This window comes from Klebsiella sp. K-3 (assembly GCF_051207495.1).
GTDB lineage: Bacteria > Pseudomonadota > Gammaproteobacteria > Enterobacterales > Enterobacteriaceae > Klebsiella > Klebsiella aerogenes.
This window is the reverse complement of sequence record NZ_JBPNXF010000003.1, coordinates 294913-313609: the sequence shown is the minus strand read 5'-3', so window position 1 is coordinate 313609 and position 18697 is coordinate 294913. Positions and strand designations below refer to the sequence as shown.

Genomic DNA, 18697 nt, shown 5'->3' with positions numbered 1-18697 from the left:
AGTTTTTCTCCACCCGCGAAGGGCTTAACGCATATAAATGCCGCCGTTGATATCCCAGGTCGCACCGGTGATAAAGGTGGCGGAGGGCGCCGCCAGCAGTTCTACCGCGCGGGCGACCAGCAGCGGATCGCCAAGCCGCTTCATCGGGATCATCTCCAGCAGCGCCGGCATTTTCTCTTCCGGCACCGCGGCGCGAACGGAAGGAAGATCCAGCGGCCCCGGCGCAATTGCGTTGACGCTCACCCCGGCGTTACTCAGGGCGCGGGCGAAGACTTTGGTCAGGGTAATAATGCCGCCTTTGGAGGCTGCATAGTGGGCGCCGGAGGCGGTGCCGCCGTTTTGCCCGGCCAGCGACGCGAGATTAATAATGCTGCCCTGCTGGCGCTGGCTGAAATAGCGGCCGATGGTCTGGCAGCCGACGAAGGTGCCGCGCAGGTTGGTGCTGGTGACGCGATCGAACTCCTCCACGTCGATCTCCATGATCGGCGTAGTCAGGGTTAAGGCGGCGTTGTTGACCAGCACGTCGAGTTCGCCGAAGCGTGCGCTGATCTGCGCCAGCGCATCGCTGAACTGTTGCGGCTGGCGAATATCCAGCGCCAGCGGCAGCAGCCGCTGCTGGCTGGGATCGATCTCCTGCGCGCTGCGGGTGACCGCATCGAGATTGAGGTCGGCCATCGCCACCTGATAGCCCTGTTGCCAGAGATGGCGGCTAATAACCAGCCCGAGGCCGTTGGCCGCGCCGGTAATAAGTACGCTACGTGTCATAAAGTCCTCACAGGATGTAGCCAATGCTATGCAGGTAATCGTCGCCGTTAATCAGGCGCACCACCTTTTGCAGGATGCGGAAACTGTCGCCCTCCGGCGCCAGCGTCCAGGTGACGTCAGCGGCGTAGTGCTGTTCATTGCCCTTGCGGTACTCGTAAAGGAATTGGGCGCAGCGTACTTCGACGACCTCATCGCTGACGCCGAGCAGGCGATAACGTCCGCTCATGCGGATAGTGCGCGCGCGCGGGGTGGTGGAGATAGATTCGCCGCTGTATAAACGCTGCACGCGTTTTTCCCGCATCTCGTGGTTGTCGTAGGCATAGTTGAGCACGTTGGCGAAATCGGTGGTCTGCTGGTCGATGGGGATGATGTACATCCCCTCGGTGCGCCACAGCGCCAGCCATTCGCGAAATTCGCCGTGATCGAGCAGGTCCGCTTCCAGGTTAATAAACTGAATGGCGGCGTTGAGGATAGATGATGTGTTCATTATTGCCCCCGGTTGTCAGCGGTCATGTACTTTTTCCATTGTTGATAGGCGGCGCGCATGCCGGTTTCGGCGCTGACGTCGCTGCGCAGGCCGTCGGCGGTGCGGACTTCGCCGGGCAGGCCGCGATTGAGCATGATCCACAGATCGTCGCCCGCGCCGCCGCCGCGCTGCACCCGCTCCCAGGCCTCTGAATCATCGGGGGTGCCGAAGCCCATCGGCCCCTGGAAGTGTTCTTGCAGCCGCAGGCGCGCCTGGTTGGCAATCGCCGGGCCATCTTTCATGGTCAGCACCATGTGATGAATTTCCGTCTCTTTTACCGATATCGGCTGCAGCACGCGGAAGAAGGCCATTGAACAGGCGACATTGGGGAACAGGTTAAGGTTAAAACCGCTGCCGCCGACCGCGCGTACGATGCGCCGCACCTGCTGCTCGTCGTGGCCTTCCTCGCGCAGGGCTTGGGCCAGTTCGCTAAAGCGATCCGGGATTGGCGCATCGAGATTGTCTTCCAGATCGATAAGCTCGGGGATCATCACCATCACGCTGTGGCCGTTGCCGAGATCTTCCACGAAGCCTTTGCCGTCGACGAAGTTGAGCATCTCTTCGGTCTGTTTATCGACCGAGCTTAAAAACGACTTATGAACGATCGGGAAGTGATAGCCGTCGGTGGTATTTTCCAGCTGGATTTTCCAGTTGCCGGGAAAGCGAAAACGGTGCGCGGTGGTGGCCTGCAGCGCGTAGCCAGCCCCCTGTTTCATGAACAGATCCATCCATTTCATCGCCGGGCCGAGGAAGTCGGTCAGTGGCTCAATGTCGTGGTTGAAGCTGGCGAAAATCATTCCGGCGTAGCTTTCAACGCGCAGGCGCACCATGCCGAGCTCAGATTTGTTCAGCGTATCGCCGTAGCTCTCCGGATGCGGCACCCCGCGCAGCGCGCCGTCGAGGCCATAGCCCCAGCCGTGATACGGGCAGGTAAAACCGTTCGTTTTCCCGCTGCGATGTTCGCAAACGGTGGCGGCACGGTGGCGGCAGCGGTTGAGCAGCACGTTGATATTGCCTTTGCGATCGCGCACGACGATCACCGGCTGGGTACCCACCATCGAGGATTTATAGCTGCCGGCGTCAGGGATTTCGCTCTCGTGGGCGACCCATACCCAGGTACGGTTAAAAATGTTGTCGATTTCGAGGTCGAAAATTTCCTCGGAAGTATAGAGACAGGTATGGACCCGGTCGCTTTGCACCAGTGCTGCCAGCGTTTCGGCGGTATGGCTGGTATCGATATTTTTTACCGGAATACATTCAGACATTGTCACTCTCCACATATCTCTTTTAATGACCATCAGGCACCGGTAAATCGGCGAGCGAATGCCAGTCAGCTACCGGGCGGCTAAATAAATTACGGGTGGTAAAATGATGAATAAACCACTGTTGATCTTGTTTAATAAATTCAATGACGAGCTCCGCGCTATTTAAATGCGAGCCGCCGCGGCGAAACGTTGAAGCTTGCAGCATTTTCCAGCGGCCAACCGCGTGGTTATTTTCGCCAACGCGAATATGCTCGGCCGTTAAATAATGTACGTTGATGGCGAAGTGCGACGGCTCGCTAATATAAGCGTTCATCATCCCCACGATCGCCGCTCTGCCGCAGTAGCGCCCGAGCTTTTGTTGATATAATTCGCCGATACCTTCCCAAATAGCCGTTTCGCTAAATAGCGCGCCAATTTGCCGGGCGGTATCCGGATGCGTTAGATCATCACAGAGATGCATATACTGGCTGATGGCGTTACGGATCTGCACCACGGCTTCCAGCTTTTCCAGCCGTTGCAGCATTTCTTCATTCATTACCGGCTCCGTGTTGACTTATAAATAGCCGGGCTGCGGCGAGTGGCCGAAGAACATATTGCCGGCGTTGATGTATGTCAGCTCGCCCATAAAGGCGTGCTGGGTGATGACCATGGAGTCGCGGGCATAGCGCTGCAGCGGGCTGCGCATTGAAATGCCCGGCATCCCGGCCAGTTTCAGCGCGCGGGTGGTGACCGAAGCAGAGACGCGGGTAATATGGGTGGAAGAGAGGCGCATGGCGTTAATCCGCTCTTCTCCCGGTTCATCGCCGCGCAGAATCGCCTGCCAGACATCGTCGATGGCGTCGTAGAACCAGCAGCGCGCCGAACGGAGTTCCGCTTCGCAGTGGGCGATTTCCATCTGCGCGAATTGACGATCCGCCAGGCACGGCGCGCCGGTGACCGAGCTTTGTCGTTCGGCAATGGCGTAAATCTCCGATAACGCCGCGCGGGCGATACCCAGCGCGACCACCGACAGTACCTGAGTGGCCAGCGACAGTACCGGGTAGCGATACAGAGGGCCTTCGAGGTTAAGTTCGCCGCCGCGAATAAAGGTCCATTCCTGCGGCACGAAGGCATTATTCAGCACCACGTCATGGCTGCCGGTGCCGGAGAGGCCGACCGTATTCCAGACCGGATCGATGGTGAACTCTCCGGCGGGTAGCACCGCGATGCGCGGTAGCGGACGGTCGCTACCGTCATCGGTTAGAATGCCCACGCCGATAAGTTCGGCGCCGCTGCAGCCGCTGGCGAAGCTCCAGCGCCCGCTGACGCAGTAACCGCCATCCTGAGTCGTCGCTTTTTGCGGCGGGAAGATCCCGCCGGCAAAGACAATATCCGGCCCGTGGCGGTAAAGCTCATCGAGACTGCTCGGCGGCAGGCCGCCAAGATAAAACGGATTCATGCCGAAGCTCGCCACCCAGCCGGCAGAACCGTCCGCCGTTGAGAGCGTTTCAATTAACTGACAAAACTCCGCAGGTGATATTTCATCGCCGCCGTAGCGTTTTGGCACCAGCGCGCGATAAACACCAATCTTTTTAAAGCGGGAAATGATATCTGCCGAGATATATTTCTGCTGCTCGAACTCCTCGCTGCGTTTTTTAATATCCGCGAGTAATTCGGCAAATTCTGTTGTCGTGGCGTGCAGGGTCTTTTCCGCACGCGAAGTTGCAGAGGGGTTTAACATGCGATTTAGCCTCTTCCAGTTAATGAAAGTACGGTTTTATTATTTTAATTTTTCCAGCAAATACTCAGCGTAATTAAGTAAATCGAACTCTTTATTTTTATTGGCGACTAATTGCAGAGCCACCGGGCGATGATTAACTTCGCCAAGCGGCAGGCTCAGGGCCGGATGACCGCTTAAATTAAATGGGCGCACCAGGCGAGTCAGGTTGACCACTTTGAGCGGATCCGCCGCTTCTTCCAGCGTTGGCGGGCATTCTGGCAGGGTCGGCAGCAGAATCAGCGGGGTTTTCGCCAGTTGCGCATCCACCGCGGCGCTGAATTGTTGACGCACGCCTTCCGCAGCCTGCCGCTGCTGAGGGCCGATCTCCGCGCCAGCGCGGATCCGCTGGGCGACGTCCGGCGCCAGATTCGGCGCGTCGATAATGTTGTGAAACGCCAGCCAGTTTTCCTGGCTTATCACCGTAAGCCCGGCCTGATGCGCTTCGTTGAGCCCCGGCAGTTCAGCGCTAGTCCATGTCAGACCCGCCTGCTGCAGACGTGAGACGATCAGTTGCTCAATTTCCGGCGTTGCCATGCCCGCCAGATAGCTTATCGCGGGGGCTTCCCGGCGCGCAGGAGACACTGATTCCCCCAGCGCTTTTGCCAGCGCCTGACGCAATGTGGCGATATCGCGGGCGAACAGGCCGACGCAGTCGAGCGAACTTTCAGTCGGCATGACGCCAGCGCGGCTCAGGCGGCCAAAGCTCGGCTTCAGGCCAGCCACGCCGCAGCAGGCCGCGGGCATTCGCACCGAGCCGCCGGTATCGGTGCCGACGGCGAAGTCGACTTCACCGGCCGCGACCACGGCGGCAGAGCCGCTGGACGAACCGCCGGGGATTAACTGCGGATAATGCGGATTGCGCGGCGTACCGCTATGCGGGTTGATGCCGGTGACGCCAAAGGCCAGCTCGTGTAGGGTCGTTTTGCCGCGCAGCTGGCAGCCGTTATCCAGTAGCGCCGCGACTACGGCCGCATGGCGGACGGCAGGCGGCGCATCCTGCAATACCGGGCTGCCGGCGCGGGTCGGGAAACCGGCAATATCGAGGCTGTCTTTGACCGCAAACGTCAGCTCGCCGTCGCCAAGGGTAAAGCGCGAGATAAACCCGGATTGTGCGTTTTCTGTCTCTGTACGATGTTCAGTAACCATGTTTCACAACTCCGTAAGGGGTGATAATTACCGCGCTAAATGACTAAAAAACGACCCGCTGGCGTTTGAGATAATCTTGTCAGTAAAACTTGAAATTTCAAGTAATTTGTCACCCGTTTTTTACATCGAAACTCATGATAAGACGACGCTATGAAGGCAATCATTTTTATTAATTTATTGATTTTTATGGATAAAAAATTGTGTTTAAATTTTAATCTCTTGAGGGGCGTCACAAAAATAAATGAAAAATATAAGTTAAAAAAATGATAAAAAAGTGTGCGAAAAACGCAGGGGAGGGCAAAATAAAAAGAATAACCATTTATAGAAAATGGTTATTATTGCAGGGGATTAGTCATCGAGATTATGCAGAATGAGCGCCAGCACCTGATTCATCTTTTTTTCCTGCGCTGAGGTGATGCCCTTGAAGGCTTTAGCAAACACGGTTTCCGCTAACGCCCGGGCTTCGGCAACCTTGGCTTCACCGGCAGCGGTAAGTTCCGCTTCGGTGACCCGACCATCGCTGACGCTAACGTGGGTCGTGAGCAGGCCATCATCGCGCAAACGGCCAACAATTTTGGTCACCGTTGGCATCTTACTAACGGCATATTCGGTGATCCGCGAAATACTGGCGCGGTGGTACTGATGCACCAGCATCAGTACGCGAAAGCGGGAAAGGTCGATGTCGATTTTTTTGAGCTCGATTTCCATTAATTGGGTATAACGGGCGTAAACGTTAACCACCCAAAAGAAGGGAAACTCTTCTTTATGAAAGCGGCTTTCGTGGCTCTCTGGCGGGGTCGAAGAGTGAGTCTTATCCACAAGCATCTCCTTGCCTGACGACGATAGAATGTGCAGATGGTATGCGTATTTGGCGGTTATTGCAAAACGCAATACGCTGTAATAAGACCCTGCGATGCTGAGGTGATTAAGCTGGCTTCGGCACAATGCGAGACCTCTAAAAGGTGACGACATTATGTTAGCCATACGTTATTTAAGCCGCGAAACACGCTTGCTGCTGGCGGGCGTGCTGGGGGTTACGCTGCTATGGGCCGCCATGACGCTGCATGCCCATTGGGGAGCGTTTATTCAGTGGTGTCTGGCGATGCAAATTACCCTGCATCGCTACCTGGTCATGTACCTGTTGCAGCTCAACGATAACCAGTACAGTGGCGGCGTCTGGCTGCTGGTTGGGGCATTTCTCTATGGCGTGCTGCACGCCATTGGACCAGGGCACGGTAAATTCATCGTCACCACGTACCTCAGTACCAACCAGGAGAGCGTGGCGGCAGCGCGGATTGTCCCGTTCCTTGGTAGCCTGATGCAGGGAGTGAGCGCCATATTATTCGTCTTTATCCTCGCGGTTGGCCTGAACCTGGCCTCTGGCGACCTTAGCGCCAGCCGCTGGTACGTGGAGAAAATTAGCGCCCTGATGATTGGCGCCTTTGGCGCATATGTTATCTACCGGGCGCTGGCAAGCCTGCGCCCGCGCAAAATGACGATTAACGCAGTGACGCCTTTGCATGGGCATGATGCACAGTGCGGCTGTGGCCATCATGGCGTTGGGCGCGAATTACACGGCGTCGACTGGAAAACTCGCCTTGGCGTCGTGCTGGCGATTGGCGCGCGTCCCTGTAGCGGAGCAATCATGATCCTGATGTTTGCTAATGCGCTGGGAATTGTCAGTTGGGGCATTGCCGCGGTGATGACCATGGCATTAGGCACCGCGCTTTCAATCCTCGGATTGTCGCTGGTGGTACGCTATGCGCGCAATCGGGCGATCAACTTGTTTATCGCCGATAGCCGTCAGCTACGCTGGCTGGTGCCGTTGGTGAAAATGATTGGCGGCGTGCTGCTCATCTTGTTTGCTACAGTGCTGTTTCTAACTGTCATCCCGGTCAGCGCCAACGGCGATTTTATTGCCGCCGGATGTTAGTCGTTTTCCAGCAGGCGCATCAATACCCGCAGCGCCTCGTCTAACTGCTGGCGTTGGGGGACGGAAAGCCCCGCCAGCAGTTGTTGCTCATTCGCCACGTGGGTGGCAACCGCCTCATCGATCAGCGCTCGTCCCTCTGGCGTTAACGCTACCAGCATGCTGCGGGCATCCTGAGGATTTGCTAAGCGGGTAATCAACCCTCGTTTTTCCAGCGCCTTGAGGCGATGGGTCATCGTGCCGGAGGTAATCATCAGTGTCGAAAAGAGCTGGGTCGGCGACAGCACGAATGGCTCGCCGGCGCGGCGCAGCGTCGCCAGCATGTCGAACTCCCAGCGTACCAGAGAATGTTTGATGAAAGCCGTCTCAACGCGCGGCTCCAGCAGCATGGCGCAGCGTTTCAGGCGGCCGATTGGCCCCATCGGGCTGCAATCCAGATCCGGGCGCTCGCGCTGCCATTGGGCGAGAATGCGGTCAACGGCATCCGTTGGCGGTAATTTGTCCATGCGTGCTCACTTATCTTGATATCAAGATATTTATCGATACATACTTGCTACACAATTTAACTTGATATGAAGATAAAATCATGGCCTTTTTTACTCGTCATCTGGCGGTCGATCTGCTGCTGACCGCGCTGGCTCCCGCCATCTGGGGAACCACCTATATCGTCACTTCGCAATTCTTGCCGCCGGACCGTCCTTTTATCGCCGCGCTGTTGCGGGTGTTGCCCGCCGGAATTGCGTTGTTACTGTGGAGCCGTCAGTTTCCGCAGCGTGGTGAGTGGTGGAAGCTGATCATCACCGGAATATTAAATATCGGCGCCTTTCAGGCGTTACTGTTTATCGCCGCTTATCGTCTTCCCGGCGGGTTGGCGGCGGTGATCGGCGCGATTCAGCCGCTGCTGGTAATGCTGCTGGCCTGGTGCGTGGATCGCCAGCGTTCGCCGTGGCTGGCGGTGGTTTCCGCCTGCGCCGGGATCATCGGTATGGCGATGTTGCTGCTTTCTCCGCGCACGGTGCTGGATTCGTTAGGTATCGGCGCCGCCTTTCTTGGCGCCGTTAGTATGGCACTGGGCACCTGGCTGTCGCGGCGCTGGGCGCTATCGTTGCCGGTCGTGGCGATGACCGGCTGGCAATTGCTGATTGGCGGGATCGTGTTACTGCCTATCGCGCTGCTGGTGGACCCGCCGCTGCAAAACGTCACCCTATTACAGGCCGCTGGTTATGTCTGGCTGTGCGTAGCCGGGGCGATGCTGGCGTATGGCTTATGGTTTCGCGGTATCAGTCGATTGTCGCCGGTGGCGGTATCGGCAATGAGCCTGCTAAGTCCGGTGACGGCGGTACTGCTGGGATGGATTTTTCTCGGTCAGAGAATTGAGGGAATGGCGTTGGCGGGGCTGATTGTGGTGCTGGCGAGTGTGCTCTCTATTCAGCGCGCGCTGGCGAAACGTTGACGTGAAAAAGCCCCATGAAGGGGCTCGACATTGCCGTGTTTTTTTACGTGGCGGGAGCCAGACCAGCCGTCCTCAGACGACCTGTCCGGCAGCTCCCTCTGCGACCATTCGGTTATTTAGACAGTTCCGCCGTCATGTGTACCTGATTACCGGTATAGGCTTCGGTAATGTGGTAAGAGGCGCCCTGATCTTTAGCGATAGCAGCGATTTTTGCTTCTGCGTTGTCCAGGGTATCAGAGGTCACGCTCACCGGGTGAGCCGCAAAGCTTGCGAAAGAAACCAGAGACAGCATACCAGCAGCAGCAAGTAATTTTACGTTTTTCATGGTGTTTATCCTTTTAACTTTTATGGTGGAAAGCGTTGTGCTTTCGATGGGTTTATAATAAGTCTGCTAACTATAACGTACGTTGCAAAAAGTGCGATTTAGATCACATTTTTGTGACGGTTGCATGACTGCAAATGGAATTTTTATTGAAAAAAACTTTAAAAACAGAATGTTATACCTCATCTTCGATAATGCTAATTTCCGTTGACCCGCGTTTAAGCCTCGCCAGAATTTTGCTTGGCATTGATTGTGTGAATGGTTTGGTGGTTTTTTGGCTTTCTGTAACGGTGATACTTCGCCCGCTGGCGAAGCATTGCTAGCCATCGGCGCGCTACAGTGCTGCTTCATTCGTTACTGGAGGAAAAAACCATGATTGCGGTACTCTTTGAAGCACAGGTCACGCCAGCGCAGCAGGAACGATACCTTGCGCTGGCGGCACAGCTGAAACCGCTGCTGGAGACTATCGACGGCTTTATCGCCATTGAGCGTTTTCAAAGCCTCAGTGCGCCGGGGAAGATATTGTCGCTGTCCTGGTGGCGGGATGAGCAGGCGGTGGCGGACTGGAAGCGCAATATTTGTCATCAGGTGGCGCAGCGGGAAGGGCGGGAGTCTATTTTTGCTGATTATCAGATTCGCGTGGCGCAGGTGCTGCGTGAATATCAGATGCAGAGTCCGCGCTCTGCGTAACCGACATTAAGCGGAGGCGTTATGCTGCAACCAGCGGTTGTGATTAATGATGACGAAGCGCTGGCCGTGGCGATGGCGGCGGTTGCTTCGGCGATGGCTGACCCTTCACGAGTGAAAATACTCTGCGCGCTAATGGATGGCCGGGCATGGACAGCGACTGAGCTCTCCGTCGCGGCGGACATTTCGCCGTCGACCGCCAGCGCGCATCTTAGCCGGTTAGTCAGCAGTCGCTTACTGATCTGCCTGGCGCAAGGGCGGCATCGCTATTATCGCCTGGCGGGTGGTGATGTCGCCGGATTGCTGGAAAATATGATGACGATGGCCGGAAAAAGCGCGGTGCCGCTGGCCACACGAACGCCGGGGACGCTGCGTATGGCGCGTACCTGCTACGATCATCTGGCGGGTGAGGTGGCCGTCGCCATCTATGATTTTCTGCAACAGCAAGCGTGGCTCACGGCTAATGGCGCAGCGCTTACCGCGACGGGGGAGGCGCATTTCGCCCGCTTAGGTATTGCGTGCGATGGCGGCTCCCGCCGCAAAGCCTGCTGCGCCTGTCTCGACTGGAGCGAGCGCCGTTTTCATCTGGGTGGTGCCGCGGGCGCTGCCTTGTTGCAGTGGGGCGTGCAAAAAGGTTGGTTCATGCTGGTGCCCGGCTACCGAGAAGTGACAATTAGCGAGCCCGGTAAGCGAGCGCTGCGTCAACACTTTGGTTTGGCGCTGTAGACCCGGCAGCGGTATGCCCGTTCAGCAGTGATTCATATTGACGATTTGCTTATGCATCACCTGCGAGCTATTCATTCCCAACTTTTTCATGATGTGAATGCGATGGCTGTGCACCGTCTTATGGTCGATATTCAGCAGCGAGGCAATTCGCTTATTGTTATTGCAGGCGATAATAAGTTCCAGTACCTGCAGCTCTCTGGCCGTCAGCTTTCGCTGCGTGCGCAAATACCGGGACTGCGGGTTTTCATCCTGCGTTCTGGTAATTGCCGAAAATGCGTCTAAGGAAGATTTTTCCGTCAGGATTAACAGGTTTTCCAGATCTATTAATTCCCGGCACAGATTGGCGATATCGCTTTTTACCATCAATACCAACAATGTACAGCGCGAGAAATGAAAGCGCAGCTTGTTGAGTAATACGACCGTATCGGCAGCGGATATATCCTTGTGGATCATATTGAGGATCACCGTCTCAGCCAGGGGCGCGACGCCCCCTTGTACGATGTCCTGATAACTGGCCTGGGTGATATCCTGGTGAATATCGCTCAGATAATCGTGAATAGATTGGCCAATGATATTGTCGTCGGTGTACAGCAAGATATTGTTCAAGGGCATTAAACTCTCTTCTTCCGCTTGGCTTCCAGAATCAAATCGATCAGCGTTTTTTCTATTTTCTTCCTGTCGTCGCTGCGGCGGAACTTAAACTGACAGGAAATCTGATAGTAGTTTTCCTGATTCTTCTCTTCGCTATCCAGCGTGACCATCGCCACGTTCTTGATAACCAGATCAACGGTGATTTCGCCATATTCCGCCAGAGACAGAATGGCGTTTTTCAACGTTGAGTTGTTGGCAAGGAATTTCAGGTTTGGACTTTGCGCAATCAGCGCGCAGCCGCCATCAGAAATATCTTTGATATCAAAAGCATAGTTTTCGCCATTTTTGTGGCGGCCATGACAAAAGAAATCATTCTCATCGCGCAAACGAAATCTGGGATCTCGTCGTCTTTGTACAACCTGGATGCATTCTGGTAACGCAAATGCCACCTTATTGCTATTCTCCGCGCCGCCAGCGGAATTCTTCTGCCGCTGGGAGGTGAACTCGATCTTTCCTGAATCGCTATGCAGAATAAATTTGAATTTATTCCCCGCCGGGATTTTGCTCTCGCTGCGGATATGGAATTCGGCAAAATCGACACGCGCAATCTGAGTACTGATGCTTTTGTTATTAAAGAAAATTTCTATCTCTGTTTGCTTTCTCTGTTCCTCTCTGAAAATAGCAATGATTTCATACTTACTGGTTTTTATCGTTCCCTCTATCATGGGTAATCCTTGTTGAATCGTTACTGTGCATAGTTAATTTTTTTTACAGCAATAGCGACATACTGATTATGTTAACCAGATGTTTTTGTGAACGTTCGATGATATTGACTATCTTTGTGGCCAAATTGATTTGTATAAACGTCGAAGCCGATATTGTTTTTTCCTGTAATCAAGAGTGTTAACAAAAACCATGGAACAATACAAACGACAACAGCCTCCCAATTAGGAGGCCTAAGAAATAACGTAACTCAATGCAATTTATAAGGTTATTGCCCGGATAAGGAATCAGCAAAACCCGATTTGTAGGATATATAGTGCCAGCAGAGATGGCCTAATTCCAGCTTAATATTAAGGGGATAACCCTTTACGACAAACGCCGTAAAGGGGGGAGTTGACGCCATCAGCGGGTGATGCTATCCAGCGTCGCCAGCGCCTCGGCGGGCAGAGAAAGCGTCGCGGCGGCGAGATTTTCCCGTAAATGCGCCACCGATGAGGTGCCCGGAATCAGCAAAATATTCGGCGAGCGCTGTAGTAGCCACGCCAGCGCCACCTGCATCGGCGTGACGTTGAGCCCGGCGGCAACCTCGTTAAGCTCCTGCGCCTGTAGCGGCGTAAAACCACCCAGCGGGAAGAACGGCACGTAGGCGATGTTTTGCTGCGCCAGCGCGTCGATTAACGCGTCGTCACCGCGGTTAGCGATGTTGTATTGGTTTTGTACGCAGACGATGGGCGTCAGCTTCTGCGCATCGGCAACCTGTCTGGCGGTGACGTTACTCAGACCGATGTGACGAATCAGACCGCGGGCTTTTAGTTCCAGTAAGGTCGTTAGCGGTTCCTCCAGCGAACCTTCCACCGGGCCGTGGGTGCCGAGCATGCTGCGCAAATTAACCACCTCCAGCCTCTCCAGGCCGAGGTTACGCAGGTTATCTTCGACGGCCTGGGTGAGTTCCGCCGGCGACATCGCCGGTAGCCAGTTGCCTTTCTCATCGCGGCGGGCGCTGACCTTGGTGACGATACACAAATCATCGCCATAGGGATGCAGCGCCTGGCGAATTAGCTGATTGGTGATATGCGGGCCGTAGAAATCGGAGGTATCGATATGATTCACCCCGGCGGCGACGGCTTCTTGCAGAACGCGAATGGCGGCGTCGGGATCTTTTGGCGGGCCAAATACGCCGGGGCCGGCGAGCTGCATGGCGCCGTATCCAAGCCGATAAACCTGACGGTCGCCTAAGATTGCGACCCCGGATAATGTTACGTTGGACATAATGACTCCCTCCGATGATAGGCAAGGAGTAAGTGTAATCCCGTCAGGGAGAGGTAATGGGCGAGAATGTTGGCAGAACGTGCGGCGACGCTGAAGGCGTCGCCGCGAGAGCGATTTAACTGAAGAACATCACCGAGACGCAGAGCAGCCCGACGATCAAGGTTATGAGATTACCCAGTGAACGATAGGGCTTGAGCGCCGGGATAATGTAGGTCGACAGCGTCGGCATGATGAACAGAATCATGGCGATAAGTGGGCCGCTGATGGCGTAAATCATCGAGATGGCGTTCGGATTGATAAAGCAGACGATGAAAGTCAGCGCCGAGACCAGCATAATCGACATGGCGCGGTTAAAGGCGCGGCTCTTGCGAATGCCGAGCTGGCCGAGAGACGTTTTAACGATCTCGCTGGCGCCTTCGATCACCCCAAAATAGGTGCCGAGGAACGATTTCGACATCGCGACCACCGCGACGATAATGCCGGTCACTGCAAGCCAGCCCGGCGCGCCCGGCGCCATGGAGAGCGCAGAGAGAATCGTCACCCCTTCATTACGCGCGGCTTCGATGTACGGCAGCGGAATGGACAGCAGGCAACTGAAGACAAAAAACAGCACGCTGGCGCAGATGATGGTGTAGGCCACCTTCATGATTTTTTTGCATTTACCCATGGCCAGCTCACCATATTTCTCCTGCTGATCGATAGCGAAGGTCGAAATAATCGGCGTATGGCTAAAAGCGAAAACCATCACGGGAATTGAGATCCAGATTTGGTGCCAGGTCTTTGCGTTCAGCTGCATCTGACTGGTGAGGTGTTCCGGTTGCCAGCTGCCAATCAGGTAGATGGAGAGGAACAGGAAACAGCCAATCAGCGGGAAGACGAGGAATCCCATCACTTTGATGGTCATATGGCGCCCCATCAGGAAGATCAGATTCAGTACCAGCACCACGGCGAGGCTCAGCAGAGCGCGTACCCCAGGGGTCATCGCCACGTGTCTCGCCAGTTGTTCAGCCAGCGAATTAGTGATTGCCACGGCATAGATCAGGATCACCACGAAGAAGGCGAGAAAGTACAGGCTGGTGATCAGATTGCCGACTTTTTTGCCGTAGTAATGATTGACCGCGCCGGTGATCCCTTCACCGGCCGCCACTTTTGCCGACAGGATGAATTGACACAGCGCTCTGTGCGGCCAGTAGGTTAACGGCCAGGCAACCAAAGCGGTAAGGAACAGCACGATGGCGCCGGCCGAACCGAGTTGAATCGGCAGGAATAGGGTGCCGGCGCCTACGGCAGTGCCATATAGAGCAAAACTCCATAGAGTTTCTTCTTTAGACCAAATTTTAGACATTATGCGAATTTATCAACCGTATAACCCAAAAAAAGGAGTGCAATTTACCACATTTATGAATCGTTTGCGGTGATAGTTTTCGGCGATAAATAAACCTGCGGATCGCCAAAGGGTTAGGCGATCCGCGCGATCGAGAACGTTAACTATTCGGCAGACTCTGCGGCTGGCGATACTTCAGGACGCGCACGCGCAGCGTATCCCACGCCCAGTTAAAGAACATGGTGTAGGGCAGGAAGAACAGCATAAAGCCGATTTCCAGCATAAATGCCTGCACCAGCGACACGCCAAGCACCAGCGCGACGACGGTGACGCCGATGATGATAAAGCCGCACTCAAAGCCGATGGCGTGCAGCGCGCGCACCCGCAGCGTACGCGCCAGGCGTGAAACCGGCCACAGACGGTCGAAGGCGGCGTTATAGATCAGGTTCCAGACCATCGCCATGGTGGCGAGCAGAATGCTCAAGCCGCCCATTTCGACCACCGATCGCTGCATTAGCCAGGCGGCGGTGGGAGCCAGAATTAACGTGGCGAGACCTTCAAAGCTCACCGCGTGGAGTACGCGTTCCAGCAGTGTCTTACGCTGCAGGTGATTGGTTTTCATTTTTGGATACCTCTTGTCAGTTCTGTCATCCAGATTTACCCGGCATTTTATGGAAAAATGTGATAAACAAAAGATAGATTCCATCGATAAAGTAGATAGTTTATGCACTATTCTCCCGAAGCTCTCACCGCTTTTGTAGAAGCCGCCGCCAGCGGTTCGTTCTCCGCCGCCGCCCGGCGGATGCGTAAAAGCCAGTCCACCATCAGTACCGCGATTTCGAATCTTGAAACCGACCTGGGGTTGACTCTGTTCGATCGTTCCACTCGCCAGCCGACGCTAACCGCGCAGGGCGAGCAGGTGCTGGGCTATGTGAAAGCGATACTGGCCGCTAGTTCGCGGCTGGATGAGCTCGCCAGTTCGTTATCCGGCAATACCGAACCGCGGCTGACCTTCGTCTTGTCGGATACCCTGCACCCGGATGTACTGGAGGATTTGCTGGAACAGTTCGATCGGCGTTTTCCGCATACCGAGTTTGAATGCCTGATTGGCGAAGACGAAGATGTGGTAGATCTGCTGCAAAAAGAGCGCGCGCAGGTGGGGCTTATCGAAGCCAGAGACAGCTATCCGATGGAGATCGGCAGCATGCGCCTGCCGTTGCAAACGGCGATGGGGATTTATGTTGCGCCGGGGCATCCGCTGGCCGGTCAGGGACGGATTTTCTGGGATGATCTGCACGGCTGGCGTGAATTGCGGCTTAGCACTTATCTTGAGAGCGCGCCGGATCCTTCGCGCGGCCAGGTATGGTCGGCGCCCAACTATTTGCTGCTGCTGAGTATGGCGGTGCAGGGCTTTGGCTGGTGCATTTTGCCCTGCGCGCTGGTGGAAGAGTTCGCCGGTAGCGGCAAGCTTAAAGCGTTGAATATCGCCGGCTGGCCGCGCTCGATCTCGGTGGATCTACTATGGAACAAGCGTACGCCGCTGGGGGAAGCGGGCAGCTGGCTGCGCCAACACCTTGAAGGGCAAGGCCGCGAGTCGTGATGGCGAACTTTGTGAACCTCCTCACTTTTTTTAAACAATTGCGAAATTTTTTGATAACAATTCTCTACTATAACGGCATCTATTGATGGTTCTTTGCGCAGAAGGTAAAGGATGAAAGATGTCGTGATCGTCGGCGCGTTGCGTACGCCCATCGGCTGTTTTCAGGGAACGCTGGCGCGTCACTCGGCGGTGGAATTGGGCAGCGTGGTGGTGAAGGCGTTAGTCGAGCGGAGCGGAATCGATCCGCAGTGCATTGATGAAGTGATCCTCGGTCAGGTGCTGACCGCGGGCACCGGGCAGAATCCGGCGCGTCAGTCGGCGATCCGCGGCGGGCTGCCGAATACCGTTTCGGCGATCACCATCAACGACGTTTGCGGCTCCGGGCTGAAAGCGCTGCACCTGGCGACTCAGGCTATCCAGTGCGGCGAAGCGGATGTGGTGATTGCCGGCGGCCAGGAAAACATGAGCCGCGCGCCGCATGTGCTTACCGATAGCCGAACCGGCGCGCAGCTGGGCAATAGCCAGCTTATCGACAGCCTGGTGCATGATGGGCTGTGGGACGCTTTCAATGACTACCATATGGGCGTAACGGCGGAAAATCTGGCGCGGGAGTATGGGATCAGCCGTGAACTACAGGACGCCTGGGCGCTTAGCTCGCAGCGAAAAGCGCGGCGGGCGATAGACTCCGGGCGGTTTCGCGATGAAATCGTGCCGGTCGCCACCGAGCATAACGGCAGTCAACGGCTGGTGGATACCGACGAGCAGCCGCGGATGGATGCCAGCGCTGAAGGGTTAGCCAGCCTGATGCCCACCTTCGACCAGCTTGGGTCGGTGACCGCGGGTAATGCATCGAGTATTAACGATGGCGCGGCGGCGGTGATGATGATGAGCGAGTCAAAGGCCCAGGAGCTGGGGCTGCCGATTCTGGCGCGCATTCGCGCCTTCGCCAGCGTCGGCGTCGATCCGGCGCTAATGGGCATTGCGCCGGTACACGCTACCCGCCGCTGTCTTGAGCGCGCGGGTTGGCGGCTGGATGAAGTGGATTTAATTGAAGCCAATGAAGCTTTCGCCGCCCAGGCGATTTCCGTTGGCAGAGTGCTGGAGTGGGATGAACGGCGGGTTAACGTCAACGGCGGGGCTATCGCTCTGGGCCATCCTATTGGCGCCTCCGGCTGCCGTATTCTGGTGTCGCTGGTACATGAAATGATTAAGCGCGATGCGCGTAAAGGGCTCGCGACGCTGTGTATCGGCGGCGGTCAGGGCGTTGCGCTGGCGGTGGAGCGCGCATAATACGATCTCGCGCCATCTTTGGCGCGAGGTCCATCATCCTCACCGATCTTCCTTTCTTCGTTTTTCTACCAGATTTTCATTCTCTGCGCTTATTTTTCAAAGATAAGCTAAATAGTTGTATTTTAAGTGTTTTCACGGGTCACCGCTCCCTGGCGATGTGATCCGTTTTGTGTTTTTATCATTTTTAATCATAAAAAATGAAACGTTGTTTTAATTGTCATTGAAAATGATTTTTCCGCGATCTACTATGTGAGCATTAGCAAAACGGAACTCTGTTTTATTTTTATGATGGGGATGTTCCAGGAGTTCTTCTTAACCTCAGAACCTTGCCTGTGGTGAGCAGGCCGTGAAAGAAAGGAACCAGATATGATTCTTGATGCATTCTCTCTTCAGGGGAAAGTCGCGGTAGTGACCGGCTGCGACACCGGTTTAGGCCAGGGCATGGCGGTTGGGCTGGCGGAAGCGGGCTGCGATATCGTCGGTATTAATATCGTTGAGCCGACGGAAACCATCGAGCGCGTTACCGCGCTGGGGCGTCGTTTTTTAAGCCTCACCGCCGACCTGCGGCAGATAGATGGTATTCCGCAGTTGCTTGAGCGCGCGGTGGCGGAATTCGGTCACATCGATATTCTGGTCAATAACGCGGGGCTGATCCGCCGTCAGGATGCTATCGAATTCAGTGAGAAAGACTGGGATGACGTGATGAACCTGAATATCAAAAGCGTCTTCTTTATGTCCCAGGCCGCGGCGAAGCATTTCATCGCCCAGCGTAACGGCGGCAAGATCATCAATATTGCCTCCATGCTGTCGTTCCAGGGGGGGATCCGCGTGCCGTCCTACACCGCCTCGAAAAGCGGCGTCATGGGCGTAACTCGCCTGCTGGCCAACGAATGGGCGAAGCATAATATCAATGTTAACGCCATTGCCCCTGGCTACATGGCAACCAACAATACCCAGCAGCTGCGTGCCGATGAACAGCGCAGCGCGGAAATTCTCGACCGTATCCCGGCCGGTCGCTGGGGGCTGCCGAGCGATTTAATGGGTCCGGTGGTGTTTCTTGCCTCCAGCGCATCCGATTACATCAACGGCTATACCGTGGCGGTAGACGGCGGTTGGCTGGCGCGCTAACAGACATAGTCGAACAACCCGCCAACCGGCGGGTTGTTTTCTGAACAATGATCGTCCATATCATGAGGTTTAAATAATCCATACTCGTTAGTAATGGAAAATAAAATACTCGCCATTCATCAGGGTTGTTTTGACGATCGGACAGCATTTTTTGCATAAGATAAAGTTTAATGTCCATCACAAAAACAATGCT

Annotated in this window: 21 protein-coding genes; 7 read left to right on the top strand and 14 right to left on the bottom strand. The window is 55.3% G+C overall.

Features of this window, described 5'->3' with window-relative positions:
- Positions 1-24: 24 nt before the first annotated feature.
- The 7 genes from ACSEMK_RS06540 to ACSEMK_RS06510 all read right to left on the bottom strand — a co-directional run bounded on the left by ACSEMK_RS06540 (position 25) and on the right by ACSEMK_RS06510 (position 6286).
- Entirely contained in the window at positions 25-765 is a 741-nt protein-coding gene (locus tag ACSEMK_RS06540; RefSeq protein ID WP_430914667.1) for an SDR family NAD(P)-dependent oxidoreductase, read from the bottom strand.
- Between the two features lie 7 nt (positions 766-772).
- Positions 773-1252, bottom strand: coding sequence for an aromatic-ring-hydroxylating dioxygenase subunit beta (locus ACSEMK_RS06535; RefSeq protein ID WP_430914666.1), 480 nt, complete (start codon positions 1250-1252; stop codon positions 773-775).
- Entirely contained in the window at positions 1252-2556 is a 1305-nt protein-coding gene (locus tag ACSEMK_RS06530) for an aromatic ring-hydroxylating oxygenase subunit alpha (RefSeq protein ID WP_430914665.1), read from the bottom strand. Before ACSEMK_RS06530 ends, ACSEMK_RS06535 begins: the two co-directional genes overlap by 1 nt.
- A gap of 22 nt (positions 2557-2578) precedes the next feature.
- The gene (locus ACSEMK_RS06525) at positions 2579-3091 is read right to left on the bottom strand and encodes a nuclear transport factor 2 family protein (protein WP_430914664.1); all 513 of its coding nucleotides are present in this window, start codon (positions 3089-3091) and stop codon (positions 2579-2581) included.
- 18 nt (positions 3092-3109) lie between these two features.
- Complete coding sequence (locus ACSEMK_RS06520) at positions 3110-4276, bottom strand: acyl-CoA dehydrogenase family protein (RefSeq protein WP_430914663.1); 1167 nt, start codon at positions 4274-4276, stop codon at positions 3110-3112.
- A 39-nt stretch (positions 4277-4315) separates the two neighbouring features.
- Positions 4316-5461 (bottom strand): amidase, encoded by a 1146-nt coding sequence (locus ACSEMK_RS06515; RefSeq protein ID WP_430914662.1) that lies wholly within the window; start codon positions 5459-5461, stop codon positions 4316-4318.
- A 348-nt stretch (positions 5462-5809) separates the two neighbouring features.
- On the bottom strand, positions 5810-6286 hold the full coding sequence (locus ACSEMK_RS06510; protein ID WP_375372103.1) for a MarR family winged helix-turn-helix transcriptional regulator: 477 nt from the start codon (positions 6284-6286) through the stop codon (positions 5810-5812).
- 148 nt (positions 6287-6434) lie between these two features.
- Between ACSEMK_RS06510 and ACSEMK_RS06505 the strand changes: the two genes are divergently transcribed.
- Positions 6435-7394 carry a nickel/cobalt transporter gene (locus tag ACSEMK_RS06505; RefSeq protein WP_087859696.1) on the top strand — a complete coding sequence of 320 codons (960 nt, stop codon included), beginning with the start codon at positions 6435-6437 and terminating at the stop codon, positions 7392-7394.
- Here ACSEMK_RS06505 and ACSEMK_RS06500 read toward each other — a convergent pair.
- The gene (locus ACSEMK_RS06500) at positions 7391-7897 is read right to left on the bottom strand and encodes a MarR family winged helix-turn-helix transcriptional regulator (RefSeq protein ID WP_087859695.1); all 507 of its coding nucleotides are present in this window, start codon (positions 7895-7897) and stop codon (positions 7391-7393) included. The genes ACSEMK_RS06505 and ACSEMK_RS06500 overlap by 4 nt on opposite strands.
- Before the next feature lie 80 nt (positions 7898-7977).
- On the opposite strand from ACSEMK_RS06500, the gene ACSEMK_RS06495 reads away from it, so the two are divergent.
- Complete coding sequence (locus ACSEMK_RS06495) at positions 7978-8844, top strand: EamA family transporter (protein ID WP_430914661.1); 867 nt, start codon at positions 7978-7980, stop codon at positions 8842-8844.
- 112 nt (positions 8845-8956) lie between these two features.
- Here the strand turns inward: ACSEMK_RS06495 and ACSEMK_RS06490 are convergent, their stop codons facing one another.
- Positions 8957-9169, bottom strand: a complete 213-nt coding sequence (locus ACSEMK_RS06490; protein WP_015369896.1) for a YdgH/BhsA/McbA-like domain containing protein — start codon at positions 9167-9169, stop codon at positions 8957-8959.
- 369 nt (positions 9170-9538) lie between these two features.
- On the opposite strand from ACSEMK_RS06490, the gene ACSEMK_RS06485 reads away from it, so the two are divergent.
- Both ACSEMK_RS06485 and ACSEMK_RS06480 read left to right on the top strand, forming a co-directional pair.
- Positions 9539-9856, top strand: a complete 318-nt coding sequence (locus ACSEMK_RS06485; protein WP_430914660.1) for an antibiotic biosynthesis monooxygenase family protein — start codon at positions 9539-9541, stop codon at positions 9854-9856.
- A gap of 21 nt (positions 9857-9877) precedes the next feature.
- Positions 9878-10579, top strand: a complete 702-nt coding sequence (locus ACSEMK_RS06480) for an ArsR/SmtB family transcription factor (RefSeq protein WP_113372974.1) — start codon at positions 9878-9880, stop codon at positions 10577-10579.
- 21 nt (positions 10580-10600) lie between these two features.
- Here ACSEMK_RS06480 and ACSEMK_RS06475 read toward each other — a convergent pair whose 3' ends face one another.
- From ACSEMK_RS06475 to ACSEMK_RS06455, 5 genes are all read right to left on the bottom strand, one after another.
- Positions 10601-11185, bottom strand: a complete 585-nt coding sequence (locus ACSEMK_RS06475; protein ID WP_045396712.1) for a helix-turn-helix transcriptional regulator — start codon at positions 11183-11185, stop codon at positions 10601-10603.
- Between the two features lie 5 nt (positions 11186-11190).
- Positions 11191-11895: a flagellar brake protein gene (locus tag ACSEMK_RS06470; protein WP_045396640.1), complete on the bottom strand. Its 705-nt coding sequence runs from the start codon at positions 11893-11895 to the stop codon at positions 11191-11193.
- A 400-nt stretch (positions 11896-12295) separates the two neighbouring features.
- Positions 12296-13162, bottom strand: coding sequence for an aldo/keto reductase family oxidoreductase (locus ACSEMK_RS06465; protein WP_411325203.1), 867 nt, complete (start codon positions 13160-13162; stop codon positions 12296-12298).
- Between the two features lie 115 nt (positions 13163-13277).
- Positions 13278-14507, bottom strand: a complete 1230-nt coding sequence (locus ACSEMK_RS06460) for an amino acid permease (RefSeq protein ID WP_087859690.1) — start codon at positions 14505-14507, stop codon at positions 13278-13280.
- Positions 14508-14646: 139 nt separating this feature from the next.
- Entirely contained in the window at positions 14647-15108 is a 462-nt protein-coding gene (locus tag ACSEMK_RS06455) for a multidrug/biocide efflux PACE transporter (protein ID WP_020078027.1), read from the bottom strand.
- A gap of 102 nt (positions 15109-15210) precedes the next feature.
- On the opposite strand from ACSEMK_RS06455, the gene ACSEMK_RS06450 reads away from it, so the two are divergent.
- The 3 genes from ACSEMK_RS06450 (at position 15211) to kduD (ending at position 18504) form a co-directional block, all read left to right on the top strand.
- Complete coding sequence (locus tag ACSEMK_RS06450; protein ID WP_032709055.1) at positions 15211-16086, top strand: LysR family transcriptional regulator; 876 nt, start codon at positions 15211-15213, stop codon at positions 16084-16086.
- Positions 16087-16197: 111 nt separating this feature from the next.
- Positions 16198-17376 (top strand): acetyl-CoA C-acetyltransferase, encoded by a 1179-nt coding sequence (locus ACSEMK_RS06445; protein WP_430914659.1) that lies wholly within the window; start codon positions 16198-16200, stop codon positions 17374-17376.
- Between the two features lie 366 nt (positions 17377-17742).
- Positions 17743-18504, top strand: coding sequence for a 2-dehydro-3-deoxy-D-gluconate 5-dehydrogenase KduD (gene kduD / locus ACSEMK_RS06440; RefSeq protein WP_430914658.1), 762 nt, complete (start codon positions 17743-17745; stop codon positions 18502-18504).
- Positions 18505-18697: the final 193 nt, after the last annotated feature.